The sequence below is a fragment of the Ruminococcus sp. genome (genome assembly GCF_017549005.1).
Lineage (GTDB): Bacteria > Bacillota > Clostridia > Oscillospirales > Ruminococcaceae > Ruminococcus.
Window position 1 is genome coordinate 15,022 of record NZ_JAFYYT010000022.1, and the last position, 22,959, is coordinate 37,980.

At 49.8% G+C, this 22,959-nt stretch carries 24 protein-coding genes; 12 read left to right on the forward strand and 12 right to left on the reverse strand.

Going from position 1 to position 22,959, the window contains the following annotated elements:
• Positions 1–49 precede the first annotated feature (49 nt).
• From IKW96_RS06150 to pyrR, 4 genes are all read right to left on the reverse strand, one after another.
• On the reverse strand, positions 50–1,150 hold the full coding sequence (locus IKW96_RS06150; RefSeq protein WP_296571772.1) for a carbamoyl phosphate synthase small subunit: 1,101 nt from the start codon (positions 1,148–1,150) through the stop codon (positions 50–52).
• 158 nt (positions 1,151–1,308) lie between these two features.
• Positions 1,309–2,235, reverse strand: coding sequence for an orotidine-5'-phosphate decarboxylase (pyrF, locus tag IKW96_RS06155; RefSeq protein ID WP_296571775.1), 927 nt, complete (start codon positions 2,233–2,235; stop codon positions 1,309–1,311).
• Positions 2,236–2,252: 17 nt separating this feature from the next.
• On the reverse strand, positions 2,253–3,521 hold the full coding sequence (locus IKW96_RS06160; protein ID WP_296571778.1) for a dihydroorotase: 1,269 nt from the start codon (positions 3,519–3,521) through the stop codon (positions 2,253–2,255).
• Between the two features lie 31 nt (positions 3,522–3,552).
• Positions 3,553–4,074: a bifunctional pyr operon transcriptional regulator/uracil phosphoribosyltransferase PyrR gene (pyrR, locus tag IKW96_RS06165; RefSeq protein WP_296571782.1), complete on the reverse strand. Its 522-nt coding sequence runs from the start codon at positions 4,072–4,074 to the stop codon at positions 3,553–3,555.
• 545 nt (positions 4,075–4,619) lie between these two features.
• Here pyrR and trmB point away from each other — a divergent pair.
• From trmB to IKW96_RS06220, 11 genes are all read left to right on the forward strand, one after another.
• Positions 4,620–5,282: a tRNA (guanosine(46)-N7)-methyltransferase TrmB gene (gene trmB / locus IKW96_RS06170; protein ID WP_296571786.1), complete on the forward strand. Its 663-nt coding sequence runs from the start codon at positions 4,620–4,622 to the stop codon at positions 5,280–5,282.
• Between the two features lie 2 nt (positions 5,283–5,284).
• On the forward strand, positions 5,285–5,497 hold the full coding sequence (locus IKW96_RS06175) for a hypothetical protein (protein ID WP_296571789.1): 213 nt from the start codon (positions 5,285–5,287) through the stop codon (positions 5,495–5,497).
• 237 nt (positions 5,498–5,734) lie between these two features.
• Positions 5,735–6,724 carry a diaminopimelate dehydrogenase gene (locus tag IKW96_RS06180; protein ID WP_296571791.1) on the forward strand — a complete coding sequence of 330 codons (990 nt, stop codon included), beginning with the start codon at positions 5,735–5,737 and terminating at the stop codon, positions 6,722–6,724.
• A 292-nt stretch (positions 6,725–7,016) separates the two neighbouring features.
• The gene (locus IKW96_RS06185) at positions 7,017–8,159 is read left to right on the forward strand and encodes a leucine-rich repeat protein (protein WP_296571793.1); all 1,143 of its coding nucleotides are present in this window, start codon (positions 7,017–7,019) and stop codon (positions 8,157–8,159) included.
• Between the two features lie 59 nt (positions 8,160–8,218).
• Entirely contained in the window at positions 8,219–9,049 is an 831-nt protein-coding gene (locus tag IKW96_RS06190) for a hypothetical protein (RefSeq protein WP_296571795.1), read from the forward strand.
• Between the two features lie 52 nt (positions 9,050–9,101).
• On the forward strand, positions 9,102–10,130 hold the full coding sequence (locus tag IKW96_RS06195; protein ID WP_296571796.1) for a hypothetical protein: 1,029 nt from the start codon (positions 9,102–9,104) through the stop codon (positions 10,128–10,130).
• A gap of 27 nt (positions 10,131–10,157) precedes the next feature.
• The gene (locus IKW96_RS06200; RefSeq protein ID WP_296571799.1) at positions 10,158–11,726 is read left to right on the forward strand and encodes a tetratricopeptide repeat protein; all 1,569 of its coding nucleotides are present in this window, start codon (positions 10,158–10,160) and stop codon (positions 11,724–11,726) included.
• A 192-nt stretch (positions 11,727–11,918) separates the two neighbouring features.
• Complete coding sequence (gene nifS, locus IKW96_RS06205) at positions 11,919–13,109, forward strand: cysteine desulfurase NifS (RefSeq protein ID WP_296571802.1); 1,191 nt, start codon at positions 11,919–11,921, stop codon at positions 13,107–13,109.
• Positions 13,110–13,121: 12 nt separating this feature from the next.
• Complete coding sequence (gene nifU, locus IKW96_RS06210) at positions 13,122–13,538, forward strand: Fe-S cluster assembly scaffold protein NifU (RefSeq protein ID WP_296571805.1); 417 nt, start codon at positions 13,122–13,124, stop codon at positions 13,536–13,538.
• Between the two features lie 221 nt (positions 13,539–13,759).
• On the forward strand, positions 13,760–14,764 hold the full coding sequence (locus tag IKW96_RS06215) for an SDR family oxidoreductase (protein ID WP_296571808.1): 1,005 nt from the start codon (positions 13,760–13,762) through the stop codon (positions 14,762–14,764).
• A gap of 16 nt (positions 14,765–14,780) precedes the next feature.
• Entirely contained in the window at positions 14,781–15,959 is a 1,179-nt protein-coding gene (locus IKW96_RS06220) for an iron-containing alcohol dehydrogenase (RefSeq protein ID WP_296571810.1), read from the forward strand.
• A 1-nt stretch (position 15,960) separates the two neighbouring features.
• On the opposite strand, the gene IKW96_RS06225 is transcribed toward IKW96_RS06220, so the two are convergent.
• Together IKW96_RS06225 and IKW96_RS06230 are read right to left on the reverse strand one after the other, a co-directional pair.
• A complete protein-coding gene (locus IKW96_RS06225) occupies positions 15,961–16,533 on the reverse strand; it encodes a hypothetical protein (protein WP_296571814.1) in 573 nt (190 codons plus the stop codon).
• Positions 16,520–16,795 (reverse strand): hypothetical protein, encoded by a 276-nt coding sequence (locus IKW96_RS06230; RefSeq protein WP_296571818.1) that lies wholly within the window; start codon positions 16,793–16,795, stop codon positions 16,520–16,522. Before IKW96_RS06230 ends, IKW96_RS06225 begins: the two co-directional genes overlap by 14 nt.
• Before the next feature lie 127 nt (positions 16,796–16,922).
• On the opposite strand from IKW96_RS06230, the gene IKW96_RS06235 reads away from it, so the two are divergent.
• A complete protein-coding gene (locus IKW96_RS06235) occupies positions 16,923–17,657 on the forward strand; it encodes a polysaccharide deacetylase family protein (protein WP_296571820.1) in 735 nt (244 codons plus the stop codon).
• 86 nt (positions 17,658–17,743) lie between these two features.
• Here the strand turns inward: IKW96_RS06235 and IKW96_RS06240 are convergent, their stop codons facing one another.
• The 6 genes from IKW96_RS06240 to IKW96_RS06265 all read right to left on the reverse strand — a co-directional run bounded on the left by IKW96_RS06240 (position 17,744) and on the right by IKW96_RS06265 (position 22,898).
• Entirely contained in the window at positions 17,744–18,604 is an 861-nt protein-coding gene (locus tag IKW96_RS06240) for a hypothetical protein (RefSeq protein ID WP_296571823.1), read from the reverse strand.
• Between the two features lie 96 nt (positions 18,605–18,700).
• On the reverse strand, positions 18,701–19,114 hold the full coding sequence (locus IKW96_RS06245) for a peptide deformylase (protein ID WP_296571828.1): 414 nt from the start codon (positions 19,112–19,114) through the stop codon (positions 18,701–18,703).
• 48 nt (positions 19,115–19,162) lie between these two features.
• Entirely contained in the window at positions 19,163–19,975 is an 813-nt protein-coding gene (locus IKW96_RS06250; protein ID WP_296571831.1) for an amidohydrolase family protein, read from the reverse strand.
• A gap of 96 nt (positions 19,976–20,071) precedes the next feature.
• Positions 20,072–20,869, reverse strand: a complete 798-nt coding sequence (locus tag IKW96_RS06255) for a GNAT family N-acetyltransferase (RefSeq protein WP_296571834.1) — start codon at positions 20,867–20,869, stop codon at positions 20,072–20,074.
• Positions 20,866–21,885 (reverse strand): M42 family metallopeptidase, encoded by a 1,020-nt coding sequence (locus IKW96_RS06260; RefSeq protein WP_296571837.1) that lies wholly within the window; start codon positions 21,883–21,885, stop codon positions 20,866–20,868. Before IKW96_RS06260 ends, IKW96_RS06255 begins: the two co-directional genes overlap by 4 nt.
• A gap of 2 nt (positions 21,886–21,887) precedes the next feature.
• Positions 21,888–22,898: a M20/M25/M40 family metallo-hydrolase gene (locus IKW96_RS06265; RefSeq protein WP_296571840.1), complete on the reverse strand. Its 1,011-nt coding sequence runs from the start codon at positions 22,896–22,898 to the stop codon at positions 21,888–21,890.
• Positions 22,899–22,959 lie beyond the last annotated feature (61 nt).

Below are 22,959 nucleotides of genomic sequence, written 5' to 3' on the forward strand. Positions count from 1 at the left end.
AGTGAGCAGTGATCAGTGATTAGTTTCGATAAATAATCATCTATACTAATTACTTCTTACTCATGGTATCAACAAAGTCGTCAAACAAGTACGCTGTATCCAGCGGTCCGCCGTGTGCTTCCGGGTGGAACTGGACCGTTCTTGCGTTGACTGAGGTATAGTGTATGCCCTCGCAGGTCTTGTCGTTTGCGTTGATATGTGAGACCTTTCCAACGGAAGGGTCAATGCTGTCTCCTACTACTGCGTAGCCGTGGTTCTGGCTGGTAACATAGGTGAGACCGCTCTCCAGGTCGATAACAGGCTGATTAGCGCCGCGGTGACCGTATTTGAGCTTTTCGGTCCTTCCGCCGTTGGCAAGCGCCATGAGCTGATGTCCGAGACATATGCCGAATATCGGTATGCCCAGCTTCTGTATCTCCCTGATATTGCCGATTATCTCAACATTTTCCGCAGGGTCTCCAGGGCCGTTGGAGAACATGATACCGTCGGGAGCAAGCTCCTTTATCTCTGCTGCGGTAGTATAGGCGGGAACTACAACGACCTCACAGCCGCGCTTCAGAAGCTCCTGTCTGATATTGCGCTTGTAGCCGAAATCGAATAATGCCACGCGGAGCTTTTTCTCCTCAGGCTCATAGGTAAGAGTTTCATTATTGGTAACAGCCTTTACAGCGTCCTTTACCGTGAATGCGCGTACCTTTTCGAGGAGCTCGTCCTTCTTTGCGTAAACGTCCTCGGTGGTGATAACGCCGTTCATAACGCCGACTTCACGGATAGTACGTGTAAGACGTCTTGTGTCGATGTTATTTATACCGACGATGTTGTGCTCCTTCAGAAAGTCATTGATATTTCCCTCGCTGCGGAAATTTGAAGGCGCGTTGCACCACTCTCTTACTATATATCCCGATACATATGACTTTGCAGACTCGTTGTCCTGAGAGTTCACACCGTAGTTTCCGATAAGGGGAAAGGTCTGTGTGACTATCTGTCCGTAGTAGCTTGGGTCTGTAAGCGTTTCCTGGTAGCCCGTAACTCCCGTGGTGAATACGACTTCACCGATGACGGTACCCTTTGCACCGAAGCTCCTGCCCTCGAACACCTGTCCGTCGGCAAGCATAAGATAGGCTTTTTCACCCATGTTGAATAATGACATTGTAAATTCCTCCTTCTATTCCTGTAGAGGTCGTGTTATTGGTGTTTTGCGCTCTGTTCCACGCCATTGTGGAGAGAGCGTGTCAATGTTTGATTATATTTTCAGCAGCGGAACGCCATGGAAGGCGTCCACTGATACTCACTACTTTCTACTTACTCTCACTTCAAATTGATATACTGGCAGATATCGTCTCTCATGCGGATAACTTCGCGGCGTGCTGCCTTTGCGAAGTCACGTTCGTCGCAGTTCTCTTTCTTGTATGCGCACATTACCGCACGTGAGGAGTTTACGATAGCTCCGAGACCGTTTTCGTCGAAGCCGCCCTTCAAACCTTCTGCTCCGCCGCCCTGTGCGCCGTAGCCGGGAACGAGGAACATAGTGTGGGGAAGTCTCTTTCTAAGCTCCGTGAGCATTTCGGGATATGTAGCTCCCACAACTGCGCCTACTGCGGAGTAGCCGTACTTTCCGCGGGTATCCTCTCCCCACTTCTCGCACATATCGCCCATGCACTCGTAAATAGTGCGGCCGTCGGCAAGCTTCATATCCTGGAGCTCTCCCGAGGAGGGATTGGAAGTCTTTACAAGGACGTATATACCCTTGTCGCGCTCCTTGCAAACCTGCATGAGAGGGGCGATACCGTCAGTTCCGAGGTATCCGTTGACTGTGAGGGCGTCTGCGCCGAAAGGCTCTATCTCGCTGTCTCCGATAGTGACTGTGCCGAGGTGAGCCTTTGTGTAGGCTTCCATAGTAGCGCCGATGTCATTGCGCTTTCCGTCGGTGATAACGAACATTCCGTTGAGCTTTGCGTAACGGATAGTCTTTTCAAGAGTTCTTATGCCATAGTGTCCGTACATTTCGTAATATGCCGCCTGCGGCTTTATTGCAGGGACAAGGTCATGTATCTCGTCTATGATAGCCTGATTGAAATCAAATATCGCCTTTGCAGCAGCCTTCAATGTCCAGCCGTCGCTGTCCAGATAGCGGCGCTGTATAAAATCGGGAACATACTCCAGCTTAGGATCGAGACCTACCACTGTAGGGTTTTTGAGTTCGATGATCTTTTCAATAAGTCTGTCAAATGACATTTCTTTTCCTCCTGTAATTATAATTCGTTATATCTTATCTCGCCCTTTGATATGGTAACGAGAGCTTTTCCTGTGAGCTCCATGCCCTTGAACACTGTATTCTTTGACTTTGAATGAAGCTTTTCGGGTTCTACCGTCCACTTCCTGCCTGTGTCAGCTATAACGAGGTCGGCTGTGCTGCCCTCTTTTATGGCAGGGATATCGAGTCCAAGTATCTTGCGCGGATTCACGCACATGAGCTCCACCACCTTGTGCAGGTCTATCTCGCCTGTGTGATAGAGAGCAGTGAGCGTCGCCGCAAGAGATGTTTCAAGCCCCACAACGCCGTTGGGAGCTTTCTCAAAGTCAGCCTTTTCCTCAGCTGCATGAGGAGCATGGTCTGTGATGATACAGTCAATAGTACCGTCCTTGATTGCTTCGATTATAGCCTTTACGTCCTCGGACGTCCTCAGGGGCGGATTCATGCGGTAGTCCGCGTCGCGCTTCTCCAGAAGCTTATCCGTCAGCATGAAGTAATGGGGAGCTGTCTCGCAGGTGACCTTTACTCCTCTCGACTTGGCAAAGCGTATCATGGCAGCGCTTCCCTCCGTGGAAACGTGGCATATATGTATCCTTGCGTCCACCGACGAAGCCAGTATCATCTCACGGGCGGTTATGTAGTCCTCTGAAGCTCTGTCCATACCTTTTACGCCAAGCTTTTCCGAGGTCTCGCCCTTATTCATGATACCGCCGTTTATTATGCTGAGGTCCTCGCAGTGTGAAGCAACGAGAAGTCCGTTCTCTTTTGAAAGTTCAAGTGCTCTCCGCATATTCTCAGCATTCTCAACAGGTCTGCCGTCGTCGGATATGCATATGCAGCCTGCCTCCCTGAGCGCCTCATAGTCGCATAGACCGTTTCCGCTCATTCCGCCTGTTATGCAGCCTACCGGGTAAACGTCAACTCCCGTACCCTTTGCCTTGTCTATGATGTAGCGGATAGTTTCGGGGTTATCGCAGGGGGGCTTTGTGTTGGGCATTGCAAGAACTCCCGTAACTCCTCCTGCAAGAGCCGCCGAGCAGCCTGTAAGTACGTCCTCTTTATGGGTGAAGCCCGGGTCGCGGAGATGTACGTGCATATCGAACAGGGACGGCATGAGTACAAGTCCCGTTCCGTCTATGACCGTATCTGCCGCTTCTGTGATATTACTGCCGAGCTTTTCTATTTTTCCGTTGTTTATGAATACGTCTGCTGTTATATCCGTTACGTTATCGACTGCACGGATATTCTTTATCAGGATAGATGACATAGATTCCTCGCTTTCTGTTGGTAAGTATATTTCAGTATATCGCTACTCCGTCGCTGCCGTCTATTTCCTCAACGGAGACCCTTACGACCTCGCTGTGTGAAGTCGGAAGATTCTTTCCCACATAATCCGCACGTATTGGGAGCTCCCTGTGACCGCGGTCGATAAGCACCGCAAGCTGTATGGAGCGTGGTCTGCCCCGCTTTATCAGCGCGTCTATGGCTGCGCGGGAGCTTCTTCCCGTAAATATAACGTCGTCAACGATGACGATATTCTTGTCGGTGATGTCAAAGGGTATCTCAGTCCGCTCGTTATCCCCTGCCGGTTTGCTGTCGTCGCGGTAGGGAGTTATATCCAGCGAACCGAATGGAACGGTATTCTTTTCAAGCTCCGAGAGCTTTGCGGCTATACGCCTTCCGATAGGTACTCCTCTTGAAAGGATACCGACTATGCAGAGATCCTCAGTGCCTTTATTGCGCTCGATTATCTCGTAGGAGATACGGGCGATAGCTCGCTGTACAGCCTTATCGTCCATTATCACACGCTTTGACTCCATACACTGTCTCCTTTCAGCAACAAAAAATGCTCCCCGCATGGCAGGGAGCATACTTACAGTTATAGCTATGGTTATAGTTATATTCAGTACTTGCGAACGCGCCTTGCCGACCTCACGGGATCGATTTAAAGGGTAGTTTCCAATTAACACATCTATTATATCACATTCGGGAACTCTTGTCCAGTGATTTCATATTATTTTATTTATTTACTAATTTGGACTTCGCAGAGCTAAGAACTAAGTAGGGGCGGATATTATCTGCCCGAAAAAAACGCGGCAGGTATTGCCCTTGCCGCGCTGTGTATTTATTATGGAATCCATGAAATTTCAAAACGGTCAAGGCTGTCATTACAAAATGTAAATTCATACCCACTGTCATGACTTGTAAATTTACCTGAAACCACCTTATAATTATAATCCGAATATGTAGGCTCACCGCGTTCTTAGCTCTTAGTTCTTAGTTCTTCATTCTTAGCTCTCCAAACGCTTGAATTATCAATATTAATATGTTATAATGTAAATCAGTACGATCACGGAGGTAAAAAATGAGAATTCGACACAAACCATGGGCAAAGCCCGAGCTGGAGGCTTGTCCCTTTTATATACATGAACCACAGAAGCAGATAGGTCACTGGAGAGAGCTCTTCCCCGACCCTGACAAGCCCCTCTATGTGGAGCTCGGCTGCGGAAAGGGCGGCTTCATATCGCAGGCTGCTCCCGCTCACCCCGAGGTGAACTTCATAGCTATGGATATCAAGAACGAAATGCTCGTCCTCGCAAAGCGCAAGCTTGAAGCTGCCTACGAGGAAAAGGGAGCTTCTCCCGACAATGTCCGCATAGCTATACAGAATATCGAGCGCCTTGAACTGGCATGGGACGAGAACGACCGCGCCGACCGCATATACATCAACTTCTGCAACCCGTGGCCGAAAGCAAAGCACAAAAAGCGCCGCCTCACCCACACCCGTCAGCTTGTGAACTACAGGAAGTTCCTCCGAGGGGAGCTGTGGTTCAAAACCGACGACGACGAGCTCTTTGAAGAGTCCTTTGAATACTTCGAGGAGGCAGGTTTCAGGATAAAGTACAAAACCTATGACCTTCATGCAGAAAGTCCGTATGAAAACTTTGTAACAGAGCATGAAAAGATGTTCTCCGATGAGGGAAAGAAGATAAAATTCCTCATTGCAGAGCCCATAAGGGAGGAATAATAATGGAATTCAAAAAGGATTTCCACGGCATACATATCGAGGGCGGCTCAGTAAAAGCCGCAGGCAAGGGCAATCTTGCGGTCTCAGAGGAAGTACCGCAGGATATCCGCACAAAGATCGACCCTAAGACCGTTGCAAAAACTGCCGCAAAGGCTGCTGCGCTCACGGGACTTGTGCTGCTCAGACATAAGGCGAAAAAAAGGCGAAAATCATAATTTTGCAGAGCAAAAATATGAAGTAGAGAATTGAGAGTTGAAAGTTATGGTGGCGCCTGCGGCAACATTATTTAATAATGTGAGCGAAGCGAACTCATTTACTCTTAACTCTAAACTAATCAAAATTTAACATAGCTAAATTTTGATTTAAAGCTTTACAACTCTAAAAAAAGGTGCTATAATGTTTTTAAACTGTGTTCAATGGCGAGCACAGCAATTACAAGGAGGTATTTCCATATGGAAAAAGTTAGAATCGGTATCGCAGGATACGGCAACCTCGGCAGAGGCGTTGAACTGGCTATCCGTCAGAACGACGATATGGAGCTCGCAGGTATTTTCACACGCCGTGATCCGTCCACAGTAAAGCCCCTCACAGCAGGCGCTAAGGTTTTCAAGATAGACGACGCCGAGAAAATGGCAAATGACATAGACGTTATGATAATCTGCGGAGGAAGCGCTACTGACCTTCCCAAGCAGACTCCCGCAATGGCTAAGCTCTTCAACGTTATCGACAGCTTCGATACTCACGCAAGGATCCCCGAGCACTTCGCAAACGTTGACAAGGCTGCAAAGGAGAGCGGTCATCTCGCATTCATTTCACTGGGCTGGGATCCGGGTCTCTTCTCGCTCAACAGACTCTATGCTGAGTCCATACTCCCCAACGGCAAGAGCTACACATTCTGGGGCAAGGGCGTAAGCCAGGGACATTCCGACGCTATCCGCCGTGTTGAGGGCGTTAAGAAGGGCATACAGTATACTATCCCCGTAGAGTCGGCTATGGAAGCTGTCCGCAGCGGCAGTCAGCCGGAGCTCACTACCCGTCAGAAGCACGTCAGGGAGTGCTGGGTAGTTCCCGAGGAGGGCGCTGATCTTGCAAAGATCGAGAACGATATCAAGACAATGAAGAACTACTTTGACCAGTACGATACAACTGTAAACTTCATCAGCGAAGAGGAGTTCAACGCAAAGCACAACAAAATGCCTCACGGCGGCTTCGTAATGAGAAGCGGTCTCACAGGCGACGGCGAGAAGACTCATCAGATGATAGAGTATTCACTCAAACTTGAATCTAATCCCGAATTCACGGCAAGCGTGCTCATCTGCTACGCAAGAGCCCTTGCAAGACTCAGGGCAGAGGGAGCTACAGGCTGCAAGACAGCTTTCGATATTGCTCCTGCATATCTTTCAAAGCTCAGCGGCGAAGAGCTGAGAGCTTCAATGCTTTAATAGTTTACCAACTCCCGGAGGAGCAGCAGCTTCTTCGGGAGTTTTCTGTTACCAGCGCCGGGAACGACGTCCCCGGCGTCCGGGTCCTTAGGCTGAGGCAGGCACCGGTCCATACAGTAATCCGCGAGCGTCCCTAACGGCTAAAGGCTAAGGTCTAACGCTGTGTGCAGTTCGTACAATTAGCAGTAAATCCCTCTGTGTATTTTGTGAGTTTTGCTTTGAATTTATTGACAATTACAGCAACAAGTGGTACAATTATTATATAAAATATGACATATTCAGGGGGGATAATATGGCATTTACCAACGCAATATGCACTAACTGCGGAAAAACTGTTGAAGTCGATAAGAACAAGGACGCCTGGGTGTGTCCGCACTGCAGCACTCCATTCATCGTAAGCAAGGCTGTGAACAAGTACAAGTCACAGCATAGGGAAGTGGCTAAAAAGGTCAAGGCTGTCAAGAAGCAGAGCAGCGATTTTGAAGTTCAGGACGGCGTTCTGACCGCGTACAAGGGGAGCTCCGAGGACGTTACTATCCCGGGAGAGGTGCGTAAAATAGCCAACCACGTTTTCGAGAACAATACCACCTTGAAGCATATCACGTTCCACGATAAGGTGGAGGTCATAGGCGGCTACGCTTTCCGCGGCTGCACGGCTCTTGAGGAGATAAATTTCCCTGAGAGCATAGTTTCCATTGATATATGGGCATTCAGAGGCTGTTCATCGCTCAGGAGCGTTGTTCTTCCGCCTCATCTCCACGCCATTTCCGACGCCCTGTTTGCGGACTGTACAGAGCTCACCTCTGTGGAACTCTGCGAGCCTATAGGCGAGATCGGAGCATTTGCCTTTTCGGGCTGTAAGAAGCTCACGGATATCGAGATAACAAAATATGTCTCACAGATCGGCAAATACGCCTTTTCGGGCTGTGAAAAGCTTGAAAAGATCAATATTCCCGAGGGAGTTACCCATATCCAGGAGTGTACATTTGCCAACTGCACCTCTCTGTCAGTGGTCGGTATCCCCCGTACCATAAAGAATATCGGTGCGTTCGCATTCCAGAACTGCACATCTCTCAGGAATATCGAGATACCTGCAGGAGTCCTCAGTGTTGACGGCTTCAGCGGCTGCACAGGTCTGAGAGCTGTCGAGATACCTGCCGGAACTACTTCCATAGGCGATTTCAGCGGCTGCGAGAACCTCGAGAGCATACGTATCCCTGCGTCCGTAAAAAAGGTAAACGGCGGCTTCAACAACTGCCCGAACCTTCTGACCATAAACTGGCCGAACCTCGCCGAGAACGCTTCAAACTTCCCTGCGTACTACGAAACTGTGGTCGCAAGCCGAAAGACTGCAGGAAAGTGTATGCACTGCGGCGGCGACTTCAAGCTCATCTCAAAGGTGTGCAAGGTCTGCGGAAAGAAAAAAGACTATTGACGAAAACGGGTTTTAGAGCTATAATATTATAATGTATTATGTAATATAAGGAGAATCATATGAAGCTCTTGACCCGAATCATCACAGTTTTTGCAGTTTTATCGGCAGTTACTGCCGCATGGGGATGCGAAAAAAAGCAGTCGGAGGGAGGCAGGTCCGACGTATCTGCCACGGCTTCTTCCACTGCCGCGATATCCTCTGTATCGACTGAAGAGAATAAAGCTGCCACAACTTCTGCCGTATCAACGGAACCTGCCGCTGTTACTTCTGCTGAGACAACTGTCAGCACTACTGCGGCTGAAACGACTGCGGCAGCCGAAACTACCACAGTTACCACCGTCACAACAGAACAAAAGGAAACAGAAGCTCCGAAAAAGGGCTTTGATACCTGCATAGACGCGGCAAGGGCTTACTACGACGCTTATCTGCGCGGAGACCCAAACGCCGTCTACGATATGTTCTGTGAGGACGAGATCGAAGGCTATCACGCTTATCTTGACACCGAGCAGTCCGACCTCCTCGAGGGAAAGAACGCTCAGGTAATGTTCAAGCGCTCAAAAGTCATAAGCGCTATAAATGATTCTATCAAAAGGATTCATTCCATTATGTCCGAAAAGTCAAGCGTTCCGCCTGAGCAGTGGACTACCTCTGTAGCAGAGCAGACTCTGAAGGCAACAGGCGAAAACGAGCTTAAGGACTTCAATAAGCAACTCGGCACACACTTTACAAACGCTTCGGGCTGCGGCTATGTCTACTACAAGGACGGAAATGAGGAGCACGACTTCCTCGGCAACAGCTGCGGATTTGTTGAGCTTGACGGAAGATGGTACCTTTCTTATTCAACTGTTATGCACGCCGAGCTCCTGACGTATATGGATATCTACAGATGAGAGGGGCGGTAATACCGCCCTTTTCTGCTAAAAAAAGCAAAGGAGAGTTTTTATGTCTATACTCGAAAAAATATCTGTTTGTGCCACAGGTTTTCTCCTTATTGCAGTTTTAGCCACAGAACTTGTCGGTCTTGCGGCAAATCTCATATTTGCCCCGTTTTTTGGCATGAGAGTCACCACTATCTCTTTTTTCGGTCTGGAATTTACGATCTCAGACAACAAATGGACGAAAACGTTCCATAAGCTGAGCCCTATCATACAGTATGACGTGCGCTTTGACAGCCGCAAGCCTGTTGAGAGCTTCAGCGACAAAAAAGCGGATATGCTGCAGCTGGTAACAGTTATCGCAAAATTCACAGCTGCAGGTCTCATATGCCTGCTGTTCCGCGGAGTTTTCGCAAAAGGAGCATTGAATATGCTCAACCTGCTTATAGTATCTTTCGCCGCAGGAATGGTGTTCCACGCCCTGTTTTCGCTGGGTATCTATCTGTATACCAACCTTGTGCTCATGAAAAGGCTGGGCGGATACATAAATACTCTTCTCAAAAGGCTGAGGCAGGGGGAGAGCTTCGCTTCCCTCGATATGAAGCCCGTTGAAGAGCTTGGCTACAAGAACCCCACAAAGACCGAGCGGCTGCTGTACTATCAGATATATATGGGCTACCTTGCAGCAGTCGGGAATTATGACGGTATGCGCGGTCCCTCGCACCAGGCGATGAATTTTCTCATGGACAGGGAATACTTCGTACAGGATACGGGCAGCTATTACTGGCTGATATTCTTTTTCTCAGAGATAGAGCCGAATATCTCTCTCACGGATATGCTGCTCAAAAGGCTGGGAGATGTTATAAAAAGCGACAAGGACGCCAATGCAAAGCGCGTTCTCGCCTACTATTTCTTCAATATAAGACGGGATTTCATCAGCGCTCAGCAAATGGTGGACGCAGGCTTCAAGGCACTGGATTCCAATTCCGGGCTTGCTACCGAGCGCGAGCTGGAAAGACAGCTCCTCAACGATCTGAATGAGCGTTTACAGCTGATAAACCAGCCTGTCAGCCCGTCACTGCTCAGTCAGAGCTGATACAACAAACCACGGAGGCTCTCCTTTATGGACAACAAATTACTGAACGAAACAACTGACGCCGTAAAAAAAGTCATAGATCACTTCGGCATTGATATACTTTCCGACCATAAGAAATTCTGCTCGGCATTTTCGGACTTTGCACCGAAGCTTTCCAAGGAGAACAAGGCATTTTTCGTCGCGCTCAGCGAGGACATCGGCGTTATGTTCATACGCGAGAACGAAGCCGTTCTTTCGGGCAGCAAAAGCGCCGATGAAACTGTTCAGCGCGCTGCTGCGGAGATAAGCGAGTACCTCAACGCCGAAAAGGCGGAGCTAGTCACCCAGAGTATCGCCGCTTCTCTCGGCTGGAAGCTGAGAAGCAGCGCTCCCGAAGCTTCGTCCGTGTCATCTGCGGGGAGCAGCTCCTCAAACTCTCTCATTGAAGATCTCTTCCGCCGCGCACAGGGCGGCGACAATGACGCCTGTTTCAATCTTGCGGAGCGCTTTTTCTACGGAAGAGGCATTAAACAGGACTACGCAAAGGCTGTGAAATGGTACGCTCTTTCCGCCGACCGCGGTGATTGCAGCTCACAGAAAAAGCTGGCGGACTGCTATTACCTCGGACAGGGTGCTGACCGAAATATCAGAATGGCGGCAAAGTATTACGAGCTTGCCGCAGAACAGGGAGATTACGACTCGCAGAAGGCTCTTATCCGCTGCTATACCGTCGGCGGAACAGGTTTCCCTGTAAACAGGGCCAAAGCAAAGCATTTTTCCGAGCGCTATGGTATCTCCGCAAGCGCCGGGACCTCCGACGGACTGCTGAAAAGCGCCCAGAACGGTGACGCAGAGGCGCAGTTCAAGCTTGGAAATATGTACCTCAGGGGCGTTGGAGTCGAGCAGGACAGTGAAAAAGCCATTTACTGGCTGAAACTCGCGGCTCAGCAGGGAAACTCCGCAGCTCAGTACAACGTTGCCTGCTGTTATCTGTCGGGGATAGGCGTGCCGCAGGACAAGATAACGGCTGTTATGATGTTCAACGAAGCCGCTAAAAACGGAGACCTCGACGCTCTCAACAACCTTGCGGGCTGCTGTATGCGCGGCGAGGGAACGGCTAAGGATCAGGGACTTGCAGCTAAATACTACAAGCAGGCTGCTGAACAGAGCCACGCAAAGGCTCAGTACAATTACGGCGAATGCCTTTTCAACGGCTACGGAGTCCCGAAAGATCAGGAAGAAGCCGTAAAATGGTTCAAACAGGCTGCTGAACAGGGCGATCCCGACGGACAGTACTCCTACGGGTGGTGTCTCCTCAACGGAACAGGAGCTCCGCAGGACCCGGTGACCGCAAAGGAAATGCTGGAGCTTGCCGCAGAACAGCACCACACTGCTGCCGAAAAAGAGCTGGGGTACTGCTATACCAACGGTACGGGAACGTTCAAGAACTTTGCAATTGCTGCAAAATACTTCGGCAAGGCTGCTGCCGACGGCGATATGGAAGCCGCTGAGGTGCTTGTTGCCTGCTATAAATACGGCGGCGAATACCTCGCCGCAAACGAGGCAAAGGCTCATCGCTATGCGGAGCAGTACGGACTTGATTACTATGAGATATAATGAAGAGCTAAGTCATGGACTTCGTCAGTGAGCAATAGGGACGCCCAAATGGCGTCCCTGCTAATATTTAATCACTATTCACTAATCACTCGACCGGCCTGTGTTTCACATGGTTAACAGGAGTTGCAATTACAGGAAAGCAGTGATATAATATACTTATTCGATAGGTTAAATATAAATAAGGAGAATAATATGGAAAAAAGGTTCATATATGCCGATAATGCCGCAACTACGGCGGTCTCGGAGGAAGTCCTGGAGGCTATGCTCCCCTACTTCCGCGAGGGCTACGGCAATGCTTCGAGCATTTACAAGCTGGGACGCGACGCACAGAGAGCTGTTGAGAACGCCCGCGAAAAGGTGGCAAAGGCGCTGGGCGCAGAGCCGCGTGAGATATTCTTTACAAGCTGCGGCTCGGAGGCTGATAACTGGGCTATCAAGGGTACAGCGGAGCTTATGGCCAAAAAGGGCAAAAAACACATAATAACCTCTGTATTTGAACACCATGCAGTGCTCCATACTACGGAATATCTCGAAAAGCACGGCTTTGAGGTAACATATATCCCCGTAAGCGACAAGGGTCTCATCGACCCTGAGGACATACGCAAGGCTATCCGCGAGGATACAGCTCTTGTGACTGTCATGTACGCCAACAACGAAATAGGCACTATCCAGCCAATAGACGAAATTGCTGCTATATGCAGCGAAAAGGGCGTACTTTTTCACACTGACGCAGTTCAAGCTGTGGGTCATGTGGATATCGACGTCCACAAGCAGGGCATTGATATGCTTTCGCTCTCGGGACACAAGATACACGGTCAGAAGGGTATCGGAGCCCTTTATATCCGAAAGGGACTTGTACTGCCGAATCTTATACACGGTGGCGGTCAGGAGCGCGGCAAGCGCGCAGGCACGGAGAATGTTCCTGCAATAGTTGGTCTCGGAGTCGCTATTGAAGCTGCAACTCGCAATATTGCCGAGAAGAACGCAGTCATAATCCCGCGCAGGAACAAACTCATCGACAATATCCTGAAGCTCCCTTACACTCGTCTCAACGGCGACAGGGACAAGCGTCTCCCAGGCAATGTCAATATCTCTTTTGAGGGCATAGAGGGAGAGTCGCTGCTGCTCATGCTGGACATGAACGGTATCTGCGCTTCATCGGGTTCAGCCTGCACATCGGGCTCTCTTGACCCGTCACACGTTCTGCTCTCAATAGGTCTGAAGCACGAAGTCGCTCACGGCTCGCTGAGGCTTTCTATCGAAGATGATATCACCGACGAGGATATCGACTATATCCTCGAGGTCATACCGAAAGTTGTGAAGCACCTCCGCGATATGTCTCCTGTGTGGGAGAAGATGATGAAGGGCGAAAAGTACGAATAAAGGAGTAAAATTATGTTATACAGCGAAAAGGTCCTCGACCATTTTTCAAATCCGCGCAACGTCGGCGAAATTGAGGACGCAGACGGCATCGGAGAAATAGGAAACGCCAAGTGCGGCGATATCATGAAAATGTACCTCAAGATCGACGATAACACTATCACAGACGTGAAGTTCAAGACCTTCGGCTGCGGTGCGGCAGTTGCCACATCTTCAATGGCTACCGAGCTCATCAAGGGCAAGTCCATCGACGACGCTCTCAAGCTGACAAACCAGGCAGTAGTTGAAGCTCTCGACGGTCTCCCTGCGGTAAAGATACACTGTTCAGTCCTTGCCGAACAGGCAGTCCGCGCTGCACTTTCGGACTATTACACACGTCAGGGCATTGATCCCGTGCCGATAGTGGGCGAAATAAAGGAACCTGAGGAATAAAAGCCGTCAGCTTTCAGGCGCTTATGACTGATATATATGTTTTTAAAGCGAGTGATTTTTTGTCACTCGCTTTTTTTATGTGCAAGAATTTAAATAAGAAACAATATATTTATCACTTTTCGTTATTTCAGATATTGCTTTATAAGCTGAAATATGTTATAATAAAACCAACAGTTTTACAGAGCATTATACAAATATTTCAGTAAGAGGTGAACAAAAACATGAAGATACTACTCGTCGGCGGCACAGGAACTATCAGTATGGCTGTTACGAAGCTCCTTGCTCGGCAGGGACATGAGGTCATACTCCTCAACCGAGGCTGCCGTAACGATGATCTTCCGGAAAACGTAAGAACTATACAATGCGATATCTCGGACGAGGCAGACGCTGCAAAGAAGCTTGCGGATATGAGCTTTGACTGTGTCGGTGAGTTCATTGGCTTCGTTCCGTCACAGGTCGAACGTGATTTCAGACTTTTCAGCGGCAAAACAAAGCAGTACATCTATATAAGCTCCGCTTCCGCTTATCAGAAGCCCCTTGCGGACTGCGTTATCACGGAGAGCACACCGCTTTCCAATCCCCACTGGCAGTACTCACGGGATAAGATAGCCTGCGAGGAATACCTCATGAAGCAGTACCGCGAAAACGGCTTCCCGATCACTATCGTCCGTCCCAGCCACACCTACGACGAAAGGTCGGTGCCGCTCGGAGTTCACGGCGACAAGGGCAGCTGGCAGGTGGTAAAGCGCATAATGGAGGGAAAGCCCGTGATAATACACGGCGACGGAACTTCCCTGTGGACGATAACCCACAACAGCGATTTCGCAAAGGCTTATGCAGGGCTGGTGGGAAATATCCACGCTATCGGACAGGCTTTCCATATCACATCTGACGAAAGCGTCACATGGAATCAGATATACTCGATAATCGCCGATGAGCTGGGAGTTGAGCTCAAAGCCTGCTATGTGCCGTCATCGGTGCTGAACGCCATAGGTCCCTATGATTTTGAGGGAACTCTCCTGGGCGACAAGGCTCATACGGTAATATTCGACAACTCGAAGATAAAACGCGCAGTTCCGGGATTTACGGCGACTGTCCGTGCAGACCGTGGCATCAGGAACACTGTCAGGTACATTCTTTCTCATGAGGAATGTCAGACGGACGATGAAGAGTTCGACCGCTGGTGCGATAAGGTAGTAAATGCTATGAATAATATAAAAATATAACAAGGGAGGATACATAATGGATAATTTTCAGTTTTACAGCCCCACTGAGTTCGTTTTCGGAAGGGACACAGAAACAAAGGCAGGAGAAATGGTAAAAAAATACGGCGGAACAAAGGTGCTCATACACTATGGCTCAGGCTCTGCCGTAAAATCGGGACTTATCACAAAGGTAAGGAATTCCCTCAGCGAGTGCGGTATCGAGTTTACCGAGCTTGGCGGAGTTCAGCCAAATCCCCGTGATACGCTTATTTATAAGGGAATACAGCTCTGCCGCGATGAAAAGGTCGATTTCATACTGTCGGTCGGCGGCGGCTCATGTATAGACTCCTCAAAGGCTATCGCTCTCGGAGTACCGTATGACGGCGATTTCTGGGACTTCTACGGTACAGGCAAGGAAGTTGAGAACGCTCTTCCCATAGGTACTATCCTCACTATCGCTGCGGCAGGCAGCGAGGGTTCGGGAGCTTCCGTAGTTACAAAGGAAGAGGGCAGCTTAAAGCGTGATGTGGGCTCGGACAAGCTTCGTCCCCGCTTCTCCATACTCGACCCTGAGCTCACCTGTTCGCTCCCTGCATATCAGACAGCCTGCGGAGCTACGGATATAATGGCTCACGTTTTCGAGCGCTATTTCACAAATACCCACGAGGTAGAGATAACAGACCGCCTCTGCGAAGCTGTTCTCCTCACCATGATAAAGGAAACTCCCCGTGTTATCGCTCAGCCCGACAACTACGAGGCAAGAGCAAACATCATGTGGGCAGGTACAGTTGCTCACAACGATATTGTCGGAGTCGGCAGAAGTCAGGACTGGAACAGCCACCGCATAGAGCATGAACTCTCGGCTCTGTACGACTGTGCTCACGGTGCAGGACTTGCGGTCGTTATGCCTGCGTGGATGGAATTTGTCTACAAGCACAATGTTATGCGCTTCGCTCAGATGGCGGTAAGAGTATGGGGATGTCAGATGAACTTCGAGAATCCCGACGAGACCGCTCTTGAGGGAATACAGTGCTTCCGCGGTTTCCTCCGCAGTATCGGTATGCCGATAAACTTTAGGGAGCTCGGTGCAAAGGAAGAGGATATACCGCAGCTCGTTGAAAAGCTCGGTATCGGCGACGGCAAGACAGGCGGATTCGTTCATCTTTCCGCACAGGATATCGCTACGATATACCGTATCGCCGCTCATGCCGAGTGAGCTATCTGCGGATATCGCCTATAAAAAGCGCGACTGAAGCTATCAGCAGCGGCACTGCGGCTGCACCGCACAGATATGCCGCAGCAGCTGCACATATTACAAGAGTGAGCTTTACGGCATTCAGTAAAGCATTGACGGCACGCTCAGACGCCGTGCCTTCAGTCAGAAGAGCTATTACAGCTCCTCCGTCGAGACTGCGGTAGGGCAGCATATTGTAGACGGCTGCCATAAGGTCGATGAGGGGGAAATCTCCTCCGCAGCCTGAAAGCTTCACTATTAAAAATACGATAATATTGGCGGCAGGTCCCGAAAGCAGCACGAAAAGGCTGTTTTTCACAGGGACTATGCCGCCTTTCCGCATTATTATGCAAATCCCTGCGCCGCTCAGCTCCACAGCATTCACCCGGCCTCCACAGGTGAGCAGAGCGATGATGTGTCCGGATTCGTGTACGGCACAGGCAGTATAAAACGCAAGCATGAGCCGGCTGTCACGGAGCATGAAGATAAGCGCATTGAACACGAAAAACGAGAAATAAATGCGGACTGCACAGCCTTTTACCCTAAAGCTTATCAAAATATCCCGATATAATATCTATTGGATTCGGAATGACTTCGGAGCTGTCCGACGCAAGGCTCCGCACTATCTCAAGGACCTCTCCCGTGAGCTCTGGGCGGAAAATGCTGCCGCCGATAAAAAGCAGGGCGAGAAGTATACATATCACTGCCTGTGCCGCGATAACGTCGTCCGCTCTGTTCCTGCGCTTTCTTTCGTACTCCTCCATGAGTGCCTCTGTGCTTTCGCTATCCGTTTCTTCGCAGACTTCTTCGTTTTCCATAACATCACCTCATTAATCAATATGCGGAAAAATGCGAAAAATGCAAAAAAAGCCATGTTTTTTTCGCTTTTTCGTGTTAATAATATATTTGCGGAGCGATCCGCAAAACAATCAGAGGTAAATGCTTATGAAAATAAACGCTTCCGCTGCATTGCTGACTGCGGCTGTTCTGCCATGCACGGCAGTTTACGCTGCCGACAGCACGAAGATCGGCTACGGTCAGGGAACGGCTGTCGATGAGAAAAACCGACCCGTTGACGCAGTGCAGTTCAACAGCCGATTCGGCGACCTTGATGCCTTCGCCCTGTCGGGGGACGATAAACGAATAATCATCACCTTTGATCAGGGCTACGAAAACGGCTATACCGCCAGGATACTCGATACTCTCAGGGAAAAGAACGTACAGGCGATATTCTTTCTGACAGGTCCTTACGCAAAAACGGAGAGCGCTCTTGTAAAGCGTATGATAAACGAGGGACATATCCTCGGAAATCACGGCATGACCCATGCAAGTCTGCCGACTCTCTGTGATGAGGACGCAAAGAAAGAGATAATGTCGCTGCACGACTATGTAATGAACAATTACGGCTATCAGATGCAGTACTTCCGCTGTCCCTGCGGAGAATACTCCGAACAGGCACTGGAGACCGCGAAAAACTGCGGCTACAAGACACTTTTCTGGAGCAGCGCCTATGTGGACTGGAATACCAACTGTCAGCCTGACCCTGCCGAGGGGCTCAGAAAGCTCACCGACGCAGCGCACGGCGGAGAGATACTCCTTCTCCACTCTGTATCGGCTACGAATGCCGAAATACTGGGGCAGCTCATAGACAACTTCCGCGCCGGGGGCTTCGAGGTATAAGAAATGGGACACTTTCGTGTCCCATTTTTTCATCGGAGCGGCAAAGCCGCTCCCTGACAGCTAATGGCTAAAGGCTGACGGCTTTATCAAGCAAGTCTGCCCTTGATAACAAGGGTGCTTACGCCTGCCTGTGCAGTCCATTCGCCTGTTCTTGCGGTCTGCGAGAACTGTGCCGCGGGTACTGTCACCTGACCGTCGAGACTGGTGAAAACTCCCGTATCAGGGTCGTAGGCGTAGTTTGTGCCGGATACCCATGGAGTACCGTTGAACTCTGCAGTAAGTCCGCTGAGGGCAGGTGTGAAGGTATCACTGAAAATAACGTTATCAGCGGCTTCCGCAGGGACTGTTCCGAAATTCTGGATAATAAAGGTGTAGGTCACCTCGCCGTTCTCCTCGACAGCCGCAGGACTGAGCGACTTGCTGATAGCAAGGTCTATCTCGTCGCTGTAGGGAACAGTTTCCGAAGCTGTTATGGGCTCAAATCCTGTGCCGCTGACGGTAACTGTATTCACGATCTCAGCGTCGTCGCCCATAGGTGCAAAACTGTTCGCTTCAGCTGCATAGGCCAGCATTGCATTGCCGCCTGCAGGTACGTTTATACCTGTAACGGTAAGGGGCGAAAAAGAGGTTATCGTCGGAGCTGCCTGCTGAACGCCGTTTACATAGTACGCAAGGGTGCCTTCCTGATAGGTCAGCGGAACTGCCGAAGTTTCGTCCTCGCCGAAGCTGTACGCTCCGAGGTTGTCTGTGACGGTGAGTCCGTTGTAGCAGACAGAGCCTGTGTTCACTATGCTTATCATATAGACGTTCTCGCTGCCCTGTGAGTAGCTGTCGGAAACAGCGCTCTTTTCAACAGAAAGCACCTCGAGTATCTCGCCGGATGTTATATTTGAGCTTGCTACTGTTCCGTTGTAGGAAAGAGTAGCCTGATTATAGAAAGTTGCCATATACATTCCTCCATATGGCGGATATACCGCCGTATTAAGGGAGGGAAGTCTCCCTCCCTCGGTATATTATATGACAGCCCGGAGCATTGCGTGATTTCAGATGATGATACCGCTGAAATGGTCTATCTCATGCTGTATTATCTCAGCTTCAAAGTCGCGGAATATATCGCGGCGGCGTTTGAACTTTTTATCCATGTATTCCACGGTTATTATACGATGACGTGTTGCCTGACGGACTCCGTTCAGTGAAAGGCAGCCCTCCTCTGTATCATAGGTCTCCTTTGACCTGTCAACTATCTTCGGGTTTATCATTGCAATGTACTCGTCGCCGATAAGTGCAACGAGTATGGTCTTATGAACGCCTATCATATTGGCAGCCATACCCACACATCGCTCCTCGTTTGCCTTTACAGTGTCGAGAAGGTCGCGGACTGTCTGCATATCGGCTTTTGTGGCAGGCTCCGACTTAATTGCGAGCACTGCTTCGTCCCTTACTATGTCTTTTACCATAAAAATCTCCTTTTCAAAGAAAAACGGGACAAAATGTCCCGTTAACGCTCATCTGAGTTCAAGAAATTCCTTGAAGTTGTCTGCAAGTATCATCTGGTTTTCCTTTTCCGTAAAGCCGAGCTTCAGGAAGCGCATGAGCTCGTCCTCGTGGCTCCACATAGGAAAATCCGAACCGAAGAAACAGTTCTCGATACCATATTTTCTTATAATTCCTGCGGCTCTTTCGGGAGTAAGGAATGCAAGTGAGCTGCTGACGTCAAATCTTACGTTCTCAAGCCCCGGAAGCACCTTTTCTGCCGCGTCCCACTGCTGATAACCGCCGAGATGTGCGGCAAGGATCTTCAGCTTCGGGAAGTTGTCGTGGATACGCTTTATTCGCTCGGGGGCGGAATAATCGTACCTTGCGTCGCCGCAGTGTATGAGCAGGGGAAGCCTTCCCTCCATGAGCTCATATATCCTGAAAGCCTCGGGCGAATCAGCGTTGAACTTCTGAAAATCCGGGTGAAGCTTTACTCCGTGAAGTCCGAGAGAAAGTATCTGGTCAATATCGGCTTCAAGGTCTGAGGAATCGGCATGAGTAGTGCCGAAGCCGTAAAAACAGCTGTGCTTTCCGCACTCTCCTGCTATATATGTATTGATATTACTGGTCTGTCTCGGTGTGGTGGCTGTCGAGCAAACAAGGTATTTCTTTACGCCTATCCTGCTGCCAGCCTCGATGAGCTTCTCACTGAAGCCTCTGTTGTTCATCGGGATACCGTAAAACTGACCTATGCTGTCCGTCGCAGTATCGGCTATCTTTTCGGGGAAAATATGGGAATGAGCGTCGATTATCTCATATTTTCCGTAAACCTCGGGGTTCATATATCCATCTCCTACATACAAATTCATTGAACATTATACCCCAAATCCACATAAAAGTCAAGACAGTTTATTATACCATTATTCAATAGGCGGATATCACCTTTCCTCAAGCCGACCCTTTGCAGCGCTTTCCTTTTCGATGTCTATACGCTCGAGAACTATCTCGCGGCCTGCGATACGGAAACCTATCTCCTGATAGAAGCTGACTCTGACATCAAGTGCAAGCAGATATGCTCTTTTTCCGAGACCGTTGAAGAATTTCGCCAGCCATTTGAGAAACTCCCTGGCGTAGCCGCGGCCTCTTGCAGCCTTATTGGTAGCCACCTGTCCTATGAGAACGGTGCTGCCGATGTCAAATACCGCCGAAGCTGTGGTGGAATCACGGTAGGTGAAAACTCTGCTTATACCGTGACGGCAGCGGTGTGAGGTATCGGTGTACCAAAGCGAGAAATCAGCGATATTAGGAAATCCCTCGCTGAGTATCTTGTATACGTCGGGGAGACTGGGGTTGAACTCAACGTGCTCCTCGATGGCTTCAAGGGGAGTATCATCGGGGATAAGCTCAAAAATAGTACGGTTCAGCACCTGATAGCGCTCGGGAATGGTTATACCCTCCAGTATCTTCTGGTCGCCCTCGATCCGGAAAGGCAGATTCATGCTGACAAACAGGTCTATCTCGTCATTTGGCTCCAGCTTTCCGTCGCCGCAGATTATCAGCGTGGAATTGATTATGAACATGAAGCCCGTTCCAATGCCGTCGGTTATCTTGTAGAAACGGCAGAATTCGTAATTAGGGCCGTAGGCTCTCATGTATGCAAGCATTTTTTTGCCCGAGAGCGTCTTGTTCAGCAGCTCACGGTCAAGCTCATGCTCGTGTTCGATAAGTTTTATCATATCTCATGTATCCTTCCGATGAGAGTTTTTACCAGTTTGTATGAGTTTTCCAGGTCTGCATAGTCAATGACGCACGACGGGGAATGGAGATATCTGCACGGCAGCGATACTGCCATTGTACGTACTCCCCTGCCGCTTATGTGAACAGCTCCTGCGTCGTTTCCGCCTGCTATCATGGTCTTTGTCTGGCATGGAAAGCCCTCTTCCCCTGCGATATCAAAGGCAAGGCGGTACAGCTCCTTGTCGTACATGGTATGCCTGTCCATGAACGATACGACAGGTCCCTTTCCTACCTCGCAGACCTTCTTTGCGCCTGAAGCTCCGTCTATATCCGCAGCTGTGGTAGTTTCGAGCACTATGGCATAGTCGGGGGCGACAGAGTACGCGGAGGCAGTTGCACCGCGGAGACCTATCTCCTCCTGTACATTGAAAACAAAATATGTATCGTATTCGAGTTCCTCGTGCATAAGCTCTATCATCATAGCGCAGCCTGCACGGTCGTCGAGAGCCTTTGACTTTATGCGGCTGCCGCCCAGCTCTGTGAATCCGGAGTCAAAATAAGCGCAGTCCCCTGGAGAAACGTACTTTTCGGCTTCCGCCCTGTCAGCAGCGCCTATATCTATGTAAAGGCTGTCAGTTTTCGGAGCTTTCTCTCTCTGCTCCTTGCTGAGATTATGGACAGCCGTAGAACCCACGACTCCGATGATATGTTCCTTTCCGACATTTACCTGTCTGCCGATGACTACAGACGGGTCGATACCGCCCACATTTCCGAAGCTGAGAGTGCCGTCGGGGCGGATATACGTTACTATAAAGCCCACCTCATCCATATGGGCGCATATCATCAGCTTCTTTTCGGGAGTTTTCTTTCCCTTTCTGAAGCATATTATACTGCCGAGGTTGTCCACACTGTACTCGCAGACATCCTTTATCCTGCTGATTATAAGCTCGCGCACAGCGCTCTCGTCACCTGAGACGCCGTCTGCAAGACACAGCTCTTTAAGAAGTTCCTTCATGGTCAGCTCTCCTTTATAAATTCAGCAAGCAGCTTTGCTGTAAGCTCCACATCTGCAAGGTCTATGACCTCAACGGGAGTGTGCATATTTCTCAGTGGTATGGACACCGTACAAGCCTTTGCACCGCAGCGGTTAACGGAATAGCGGTCGGCATTGGTTGAGGTAAGTCCGCTCATTACCTCTGTCTGATACGGTATATCCGCCTTTCTGGCAGCCGCAAAAAGTCCGTCGCTTATCTCCCTTGAAAGCGAGGGCGAAATGCCTATCATGGGACCTTTTCCGAGATATCCGCACTTGCTCTCGTCCTCGCCTATGGCGTAGGCAAAGCTCACGTCAACTGCAAGAGCAATATCGGGGTCTACTTCAAAGGCGCCCGTCTTTGCACCGCGCTCGCCGACCTCCTCCTGAGAAGAGAAAACAACAGCCACATTGTAGGCTAATTCCTTGTCCCTGAGCAGCTCCAGCGCATAAAGCACAGAAGCGACTCCGCAGCGGTCGTCAAGTGCGCCGCCTGTGATACGGCTGCCGATGAGGTCACGGCAGGTCACGTCGAATGTAATGCTGTCCCCTGCGCTTACAAGCTCGTCAAGCTCAGCCTTTGTCATTCCCGTATCTATAGCCACGTCGTCAATTTCAAGCACCTCGCTGCCGCCGTTTGTAAGGTGAGGCGGAACAGAACAGATAACGCCTTTTATATCGCGCTTTCCGTGTATCACAACAGGCTGCGCAGGGAGAAGTCTGCGGTCGATACCGCCTATATTTCCGACTTTTACAAAGCCCTCCCCAGTGATATAAGTTACTATGAAGCCTATCTGGTCTATATGAGCGTCCAGTGCAAGGAGAGGAAGTCCCTCTTTATGAGCACCGAAGCGTCCGATAACGTTCCCGTTTATTATCTCAGCGTCGGGGCAGTACTCCCGAAGCATGGAGAGAGCAAGCTCTGCCGCACATTTTTCGCTGCCCGAAGCTCCGGCAGCTTCCGCAAGTGCAATAACCGTCTTTTTTATATCCATTGCCTTTGTCCTTTCGTAAGGTGTAATGAGTTCAAACTATATTATAGCATACTATGCGAAT